Below are 7,468 nucleotides of genomic sequence, written 5' to 3'. Positions count from 1 at the left end.
ACATCATTATGGAACTGATATAATAATTCGCTGTTTTTGTGCAAGAGACAGGAACTTTATTTTGCGGGGCGACAGCAGAACAGAGAATGAAAGTCAGGGAGAAAACCGTCCAGAAGATGACAAAGGATGGTCTGGTGGAAGAAAACCTGGCAGATAAATCCACTGTTCGTGTCAGCAGCTGTACCCGGGATGTGCAGATGTCAAAAAAGGATATCGGAAAAGGGCTGGATCTTTCCAACCGAAGAGGGGCGAAAGAGGACAGTACGGATCCGGCCAGGCATTCTGTACAGAATTCCAGGGATGCACCGGCAAAGGCACAGACAGTAGATAAGGCAAAAGCCCGGAAAATGATCCGGGAACAGGCAGAGGGCAGTGCCGGTTCCAAACTGTCATTGGAAGAGAAGAAAAACGGCAGTGGGAAACTTCAGGAGAAGCATACAGATCTTGCCCAGTCAAGGGGAGATGCGAGAAAGAAACAGACCGGAGGAAGTAAAAAGCCGGGGCAGAAGCAGAGGCTGAAGTTTGCTTATGAGGAGACGGCGGAGGCAGTCAGGGATGGCGATTCTTCCGCTAAACTGAACCGGATGGATGCGGACGGGGTAAATTTCCGCCATGATGCCCAGAAGAAGCGGAATCAGAAGCTTGCCCACACGGAGGCAGAAAAGAAAAACGCACCAAAGAAGCATTCCATGAAAGAAAAGGTCTATCAGGAAAATGCAGAAAATGCGGGAGCGAAAAAGAAAATCCGGCTGAAATTTGAAGGGGAAAGCTCAAAAGATGCTTCCCTTGTTAAAAAGGCAGGCACCGCTGTGGCAGTATCTGTCCACCGCCAGGTCAGAAAAAATGATGATGGCAATGCTGCGGTGGAAGGTGCAAACAGTTTAGCTGAAGGTTCAGAGGGGCTTTACCATCTGGAATGGCAAAGTGCCAGAAGGCGGAACCGGAGAAAAAACCGGGCGAGTGCTTATCAGGCAAAGAAAACAGCGCAGGCTGCGGCAGAATCTTCCGTAAATCAGGAACGGTCTTATTTGAAGAAGCTGATCCAGAAACAACGGATCAAAAAAGAATATGCCAAAGCAAAACAGAGTGAGCAGGCAATGGGGACTGCAGCGGTCGGCACGATTGACTATATCAAGAAGATCGGCGGCAAAGTTACCAACTTTTTCAAGGAACACCGGAAGGTTTATATCAGCATCGCAGCCCTGATCGGGATGATGTTCCTCATCATGACCAGCGTAACGTCCTGTTCCTCGGCATTTATGCAGAGCCTGATCAATTATACCGGAACCAGTTATATCTCTTCGGATGAGGCAATCCGGCAGGCAGACCTTTACTACACACAGCTGGAAGCAAACTTGCAGGAGAGAATCAACCAGATGGAAGCGGAAGAGCCGGGGCATGACGAATACCGGTACAATATCGGACCAATCGAGCATGACCCGTTTGTTCTGATCAGCTACCTGTCTGCCAAATATGAAGAGTTTACCTTTGAACAGGTTAAGCCGGAACTGGACAGGCTGTTTGCACTCCAGTATCAGTTGGAGACAGAAGCTGTGAATGAGACGGTGACAGAGACAACGACAGTCCGGGTAGGGGAATCCCTTGGAAATGTTGTGACGAGCGGTTACTGCAACTGCCCGATTTGCTGCGGCATCTGGTCAGGAGGACCGACGGCATCCGGGGTATACCCGACAGCGAACCATACCCTTGCGGTAGATGCGTCCAACCCGTTTGTTCCAATGGGGACAAAAGTGGTCATGAATGGTGTGGAATACACGGTAGAAGACACCGGGGCATTTGCCCGTTACGGTGTCCAGTTTGATGTGTATTATGACAGCCACTCGGCGGCATCCGCACATGGGCACCAGACCTGGGAATGCTTCCTTGCGGATGCGAATGGAAGCCGGGAGGTTGAAGTGACAAGGACCAGGGATGTGGATGTGCTGAATGTGACCTTAAATTCCAGCAGCCTGACGGGCATCTGCCAGAGCCGTCTGGGGATTTTCCAGAGGGAACTGTTTTCAGCCTACAATGAAACAAAAGGCAACCTGCAGATGTTCGGGACGCCATTTGATTTCAACTGGTATTACAACGTGAGCAGCTATTATGGATACCGGATCCATCCAATCTCCGGTGCCAACCAGCTCCACAATGGAGTGGATATCGGAGTGCCGGAAGGTACGGAAGTACTGGCAGGGCTGACCGGTACGGTAACAACCTCTGCCTATAATGACAGCTATGGCAATTATGTGGTGATCAAAGACAGTAAAGGCTATGAACTGCGGTATGCACATCTGAAAAGCAGAAGCGTGTCTTCCGGGGCTGCCATTACCAAAGGGGATGTGATAGGTCTTGCAGGAAATACCGGCAATTCCACAGGAAGCCATCTCCACGTTGAACTTCTGAAAAACGGGGAACGGATGAACCCGATTTTTTATCTGGAAACAGGGGAAGGGACGATCTTTGGTGGAAATGAGTACACCAGTGAAGCAGCACAGAGGCTTCTGCAGGAAGCAGCCAGATATCTGGGAACCCCGTATGTATGGGGCGGATATTCGCCGAGCGGGTTTGACTGTTCTGGTTTTGTAAGCTACTGCCTGACTAATTCAGGGGTAAGGAATACCGGAAGGCTGACTGCCCAGGGGCTTTATGATATCTGTACACCGGTATCAGAGTCCGATGTCCAGCCGGGAGATTTGATCTTCTTCACCGGAACCTATGATGCAGGTGTGCCGGTAACGCATATCGGTATCTATGTAGGCGGCGGGCAGATGATCCACTGCGGGCATCCGGTACAGTACACATCCATTTATTCATCCTACTGGCAGAGCCATTTTTATGGATTTGGAAGATGGTAAAAAAGGGCGGTGGTCATGCCGCCCGGAAAGGAGCAGTATGAAAAGCCTTGAAAAAGCAGTTGCCGATTATGAAAAGGCAAAGGAAAAAATGGAGGCGTCCAGGGCACGGTATGAAGCAGACCTGAAGCGGTTTAAGGCTGCGGAAGCGGCAAAAACAGAGGCGGAAAACCTGGAGATCGTGCGGATCATCCGTGGCATGGATATGACCATACCGGAACTGAATGCATTCCGGGAAAGAATGAAAACGGAACTGCCGACACTGGCAGGATTCCAGAAGGAGGAAACAAGAGCAGATGATGAATTTAGAGAAAATGAAAGAACAGAGGGCTCAGGGGAAGCACAGGAAATGGGGCAGTAACGTGAAAAGAGGGATTTTTGCAGTTACCACATTTTTATGTATGGCAACCCCGTTTTTTTCTGCCCAGGGCATTTATGCGGCGGAGAACACAAACCCTGCCATCGCCATTGAAAAGCCGGACGGGTGGAAACAGGGAGATACATCCGTTTCCATTACTGTCGATGCCAGCCAGATGGGGGAAGGCTTCAAAGTCGCAAAAATCGAAGCAAAGGCTGGAAAAGATGGGAGCTGGCAGGATGTTACAGAGTCCAGAAGCATTACCATCAACGGAAACCAGACGGTTTATGTGCGGGTGACAGATGCAGAAGGGACGGTGTATGAACAGAACCGTTCCATCCGCTGTTATGATACGGAAAAGCCAACGCTTTCTGCTTCCCTCACGGATGGTGTGCTGACCATCCAGGGAAATGATGCGGTATCCGGGATTTCTGCGGTAACCGTCAACGGGACTACCTATACGGACCTTTCGGATGGAAAACTGAAGATCCAGCTCACACAGAAAGACTTTACCACAAAGCAGATTGAGATCACGGTGACGGATGGTGCCGGGAATACTTCCGATAAGTACACCCTCCAGAACCCGTATTATGAATGGGCGGTACGTCAGGCACAACAACAGAATACAGCGAACAGCGATATGAGTACCACGGGCACTGCTTCTACAACAGAAGAAACGACCACATCCCCGCTTCCGCAGGATGCACAGGCATCGGAACCGACGGAGGCAAGGGGAACCGTGGATGACCGTACTGTGACGGGGATTGAAGAAGAATTGGCAGCATCCGGGGAGGAGGCTGAAAACATTACCCAGACAGCAACGGAAGGGACAAAAGAGTTTTACACCATTTCCACCAAAAGCGGAAAGGTGTTTTATCTGGTCATTGATAATTCCAAGTCACAGGACAATGTGTATTTCCTGACGGAAGTCAGTGAAAAAGACCTGATGAACTTCACGCTTTCCGATACGGTAACCCTTCCGGAAATGGATACTGTGTATGCAGAACCGGAAACAGAGGAACCGGAGCCGACCCAGGAGCCGGAAGAGGAAGAACCGGAAACGGAGGAAGTGCAAATGCCGGAGGATAAATCCCCGGTGGGTTCCTATCTTCTGATCGGGTTGGTAGCTGTCGGTGCGTTAGGTGCCGGATATTACTTCAAGGTCTATAAGCCGAAGCATGAATACGATGATGAGGATGAATATGAGGACGATGAGACCGAAGAAGCGGAAGAACCTGCGGAACCGGATGATGTGGAAGAAGAGACACTTCCGGATGAAGAGGATCCAGAGGAAGTCCTGGAAGATGAGGAGGAGTAATACTTGATGAAGTTAGTGATTGCAGAAAAGCCGTCTGTTGCGATGGCTCTGGCGAAGGTGGTCGGAGCCAGAGAACGAAAGGACGGATATGTGGAGGGAAAGGAGTATCTGGTATCGTGGTGCGTCGGGCATCTGATAGCATTTTGTGACGCATCGGAATATGATGAACATTACAAAAAATGGAGATATGAAGACCTTCCGATTATACCGGACGAATGGAAAAAGAAAGTCCTTGACGGGACAAAGAAGCAGTTCCAGATTTTAAAGAAACTGATGAACAGCAAAGAAGTGGATGAGGTCATCTGTGCCACAGATGCCGGAAGGGAAGGGGAGCTGATCTTCCGTTTCGTCTATGAGCAGGCAGGATGCAAAAAGCCGGTCAAAAGGCTCTGGATCTCTTCCATGGAAGAACGTGCAATTAAAGAAGGGTTTGCATCGTTGAAAGACGGTTCGTGTTATGAAGACCTTTATCAGTCAGCTTTATGCAGGGCAAAAGCAGACTGGCTGGTGGGGATCAATGCGAGCCGTCTTTTTTCCATCCTTTATAACCAGAACCTGAAAGTGGGCAGGGTGCAGACCCCGACCCTTGCCATGATCGTGGACAGGAACCAGAAGGTGAAGGAGTTTGTAAAAGAAAAATACTATGTAGCCCATTTAACATTCGGGGAGTTTGATGCTGTTTCTGGTCATTTCCAGAAAAAAGAGGAAGCAGACAAGGTGGCTTTGGACTGTAAGGAACGCATGTGCCAGGTGGAGAAAGAAGATATTCAGACAAAGACGGTCAGACCTCCGAAACTGTATGACCTGACGTCGCTTCAGAGGGATGCCAACCGAATCTTTGGTTATGCGGCACAGCAGACGCTGGACGCTGTACAGGAAATGTATGAAAAGAAGCTGGTGACGTATCCCAGGACAGACAGCCAGTATCTGACGGATGAGATGGGGGAAAGTGCCAGAAAGCTCATTCAGGTGCTGTTATCCAGGATGCCTTTTGCAGAGGGGATGGAGTATGAACCGGAGGTCTCCAAAGTACTGAACTCCAAAAAGGTTTCAGACCATCATGCAATTATCCCCACTTCGGAAGTGGAGAAAGCAGACCTTCAGAAGCTGAAAGAAAAGGAGAGGAACATTCTGTATCTGATCAGTGCCAGGGTACTCACTGCAACAGCAGATTCCTATATTTATGAGACCCATAAGTGCCAGCTGACCTGCAACTTCCATACGTTTTATTTCAATGCAAGGAAGACAAAACAGGAAGGGTTCCAGGCGATAGAGAAGAAACTGAAACAGTTTTTGGGTGTCAGGGAACCGGAGCAGGAAGCAGAGTTTGACCTTTACCTTGGAAGGAATATCGGTCCGTGCAGCACTTCTGTTTCAGAAAACTTTACCCAGCCTCCCCGCCAGTATACAGAAGACACTCTTCTGGCGGCGATGGAGAGGGCAGGCAATGAAGAACTGACAGAGGATACGGAAAAGAAGGGGCTTGGAACACCGGCCACGAGAGCCGGGATCATTGAAAAACTCATCCAGTCCGGCTTTGTAAAACGGGAAAAGAAGAATCTGGTGCCGACAGATGCGGGGAATGTCCTGGTCACAGTCCTTCCGGATGAGATTAAGTCCCCGAAGATGACAGCAGAGTGGGAGATGGCATTAAACCGTATCGCACAGGGGAAAGAGACGGCAGAGCATTTCCTGAATGGAATCACAGATATGCTGGCAGAACTGATTTCCCGTTACCATTCGATTTCAGAGGAAGAGAGCAGCCGTTTTCCGGGAACAGCAAGGGGAGAAGTGATCGGGAAATGTCCGGTCTGCGGCAGTGATGTGAGGGAAGGTAAGAAGAATTATTACTGTACCGGGCAGGAATGCCGCTTTTCTTTGTGGAAGGATGACCATTTCCTTGCAAGCCAAGGGAAGAAGATGGACAAAGCAACGGCAAAAAAATTCCTGAAGAAAGGCAAGATCCATTACAAAGATTTGGTATCGAAAAGGACTGGGAAAAGTTATGAAGCTACTGTTGAAATGGTAGCCGATGGTGAGGGAAAAGCACAGTTTAACCTGCATTTTCCCCAGCGGTAGTTAGGAACCAGGCAGCCAGAAGGCTGTCTGTTTTCATATAAAAAATGAAAGAGAGGACATGATCTATGAGAAGAACAGGAAACTTAAGGAGACTCGTATCCGGATTTCTGGCAGGGATGACGCTGTTATCCACGGTGTTATCGCCCATGACAGCTTATGCGTCAGAACCCAAAGAGGAAGAAAAGCTGCCCCTTTATGAAGAGGTCAAGGACCTGCTGGACGAAGACGAGGTGGTAAAAGCCAAAGATTATGAAATTACTGTTGGCAGTGAATTCGACGTCACCTGTGATTTTACCGGGCTGGAGATCAAAGATGACAAAAAAGTAAAAGTCACTTTTGAGGAAGCAAAGAATGAAGAGGGAAAGGATTTTGCTTTAGACCACGCAGACAGTTATAAAGCTGTCTATTATGTGGAGCCGGTCAATGAGGCACATCCAAAGTACCAGATCAGCAGAAATCTGATCGTAAAAGAGGCGGAAACAGAAGTACAGGCTGCTTCAGAAGGAGGCGGTGAAGAGGCTGGTTCCGACGGTACAGAGGAAGCAACAGATGACGGGGAGGCAGATTCGCAGGAAGACACAGAGGGTATTTCAGAACAGGAAACGGAAATAGCTGATGAGGAATACTGGGAATCGGAGACTGAAACCAATGGAGAGACCCCCGTGGAGAATATTGATACTGAGATGCCGTCTGAGGCGGACGTACCCGAAACAGAAGAATTGATTTCGGAATCGGAAGAAACAGAATTAGAATTGGAAACAAACCCCGATGGAGAATATCAAGTGTTGGACAGCGAATTGAGAGAGACGCAAACGGCAAATTATTTTTCCGCTTTTCAAATAATCGACCGCGCAGTCT

4 protein-coding genes and 1 pseudogene are annotated in these 7,468 nt (G+C 49.0%); all 5 read left to right on the top strand.

Annotated elements, in window-relative coordinates:
- Window positions 1–86 precede the first annotated feature (86 nt).
- Window positions 87–2,858, top strand: a complete 2,772-nt coding sequence (locus ACESZH_RS23325; protein WP_373219465.1) for a CD1108 family mobile element protein — start codon at window positions 87–89, stop codon at window positions 2,856–2,858.
- A 37-nt stretch (window positions 2,859–2,895) separates the two neighbouring features.
- Window positions 2,896–3,216, top strand: a complete 321-nt coding sequence (locus ACESZH_RS23320) for a DUF4315 family protein (protein ID WP_373219464.1) — start codon at window positions 2,896–2,898, stop codon at window positions 3,214–3,216.
- Window positions 3,152–4,531: a CD1107 family mobile element protein gene (locus ACESZH_RS23315; protein ID WP_373219462.1), complete on the top strand. Its 1,380-nt coding sequence runs from the start codon at window positions 3,152–3,154 to the stop codon at window positions 4,529–4,531. The genes ACESZH_RS23320 and ACESZH_RS23315 overlap by 65 nt, the downstream gene beginning before the upstream one ends.
- A 6-nt stretch (window positions 4,532–4,537) precedes the next feature.
- Entirely contained in the window at window positions 4,538–6,610 is a 2,073-nt protein-coding gene (locus ACESZH_RS23310) for a DNA topoisomerase 3 (protein WP_373219461.1), read from the top strand.
- Between the two features lie 65 nt (window positions 6,611–6,675).
- A pseudogene (locus tag ACESZH_RS23305) lies at window positions 6,676–7,468 on the top strand (peptidase); the annotation flags it as partial.

Source organism: Ruminococcus sp. 5_1_39BFAA (assembly GCF_964240875.1).
Taxonomy (GTDB): domain Bacteria; phylum Bacillota; class Clostridia; order Lachnospirales; family Lachnospiraceae; genus Blautia_A.
This window is presented reverse-complemented; position numbering and strand designations above follow the sequence as displayed.

What these genes read in the sequence shown, in the direction of transcription:
- ACESZH_RS23325 (WP_373219465.1), top strand. Translation starts at nt 87, where the DNA reads ATGAAAGTCAGGGAGAAAACCGTCCAGAAGATGACAAAGGATGGTCTG.
- ACESZH_RS23320 (WP_373219464.1), top strand. Translation starts at nt 2,896, where the DNA reads ATGAAAAGCCTTGAAAAAGCAGTTGCCGATTATGAAAAGGCAAAGGAA.
- ACESZH_RS23315 (WP_373219462.1), top strand. Translation starts at nt 3,152, where the DNA reads ATGATGAATTTAGAGAAAATGAAAGAACAGAGGGCTCAGGGGAAGCAC.
- ACESZH_RS23310 (WP_373219461.1), top strand. Translation starts at nt 4,538, where the DNA reads ATGAAGTTAGTGATTGCAGAAAAGCCGTCTGTTGCGATGGCTCTGGCG.